Origin of the sequence: Pseudomonas sp. JV245A (assembly GCF_032424515.1) — a bacterium.
GTDB classification, from domain to species: Bacteria; Pseudomonadota; Gammaproteobacteria; order Pseudomonadales; family Pseudomonadaceae; genus Aquipseudomonas; species Aquipseudomonas protegens.
In genome coordinates this window covers 1-1,351 of sequence record NZ_VYKE01000375.1, presented here as the reverse complement: position 1 = coordinate 1,351, position 1,351 = coordinate 1, and the positions used below count along the sequence as shown (strand labels likewise).

Annotated in this window: 1 protein-coding gene and 1 pseudogene; both read right to left on the bottom strand. The window is 62.1% G+C overall.

Going from position 1 to position 1,351, the window contains the following annotated elements; genetic code table 11:
* A partial coding sequence (locus F6S12_RS31760; RefSeq protein ID WP_315869860.1) for a methyl-accepting chemotaxis protein occupies nucleotides 1-859 on the bottom strand: 859 nt, incomplete at its 3' end.
* Between the two features lie 194 nt (nucleotides 860-1,053).
* Nucleotides 1,054-1,351 (bottom strand): annotated as a pseudogene (locus F6S12_RS31755) (methyl-accepting chemotaxis protein); the annotation flags it as partial.

The window sequence follows — 1,351 nt, the reverse complement described above, 5'->3', positions numbered from 1 at the left end:
TTTCCTCGGTGACGCTGTTGAGCTCTTCAGCCGCCGAAGCCAACTGGGTGGCGGAACCGGAGATGCGCTGCAGGGTGTCGCGCAGTTTTTCCTGCATCTTGGCCATGGCCTGCAACAGGCGCCCGGCCTCGTCACTGCCATCGACCTTGATCGGCCGGGTCAGGTTGCCCTCGGCGATTTCCTCGGCGGCGCCCAGGGCGTTGGCGATGGGCTGGGTGATGCTGCGGGTCAGCAGCCAGGCGAAGAGGAAGGTCAGGCCAGTAGCCAGCACCAGCAGCGCCACCACCAGGTTGAAGGCCGAGGAGTACTGCTCGGCGGCTTGCTGGTTGGTGTCCACGGTCTGCTGGGTGTTGATCTCCAGCAAGCGGTTGAGCACGGTGTTCATGGCTTCGGAGTTGTTCAGCAGTTCGGTGTTGAGCAAGTTGCGCAGCTCATCCACCTGATTGTTGCGCGACAGGCTCTTCATCCGCTCTTCGATCTGCCGGTACTGGCCCAGCAGTTGGAGGTACTGCTCGTAGGCGGATTTTTCTTCCGGGCTGGTGATGAATTTTTCGTAGATGACCTGGGCGGCGCGGATCTGCTGGTTGCGCATTTCCAGCAGTTCGATGGTCTTTTGCTGCACGTCCGGCTCACGGTTCACCAGCAAGCGGTAGGACAGCACCCGCAGGCGCAGGGTCAACTGGGTGAATTCGTCGAGGCTCTTGATGCTTGGCACGCTGCTCGACGTGATGTCTTCGGCGGCGCCGCGGATCTTGCTCATCTGGTTCAGGGCGAACACCCCGAGGATCAGCATCAAGCCGCCGATCATGGCGAAGCCGAGGAAGGCCCGCGGAGCGATATTCATATTACGAAGGGACATGGTAGGTACCAAAAAGGGCGCATCCGTGCGGGGCTTGAGACTGACTCTACCGTGACTTATCGGTCGTACGACTAAAGTCTTGAGTCTCGCCGTGGATTAAGCCTGTCCGGTACCTGCCTGCTGGGGTGCCTTGAACGCCACCCTCACCAGCCCCCACCGCTCAACGGCGGGAGCTGGAGCAGGGCGCAAGGGCTTCAGAGCTTGAATCGGGTGACCAGGTTGCTCAGGTCGACCGCCAGGCGTGACAGCTCGCTGCTGGCGGCCTGGGTCTGGTTGGCGCCGGTGGTGGACTGTACCGACAGGTCGCGGATGTTCACCAGGTTGCGGTCCACTTCACGGGCCACCTGGGCCTGTTCTTCAGCGGCGCTGGCGATCACCAGGTTGCGTTCGTTGATTTCGCTGATGGCGCTGTTGATGGTGTCCAGGGACTGGCCGGCCCCCCGGGCGATGCTCAGGGTCGATTCGGCGCGTTCGGTGCTGTTGCGCATGGAG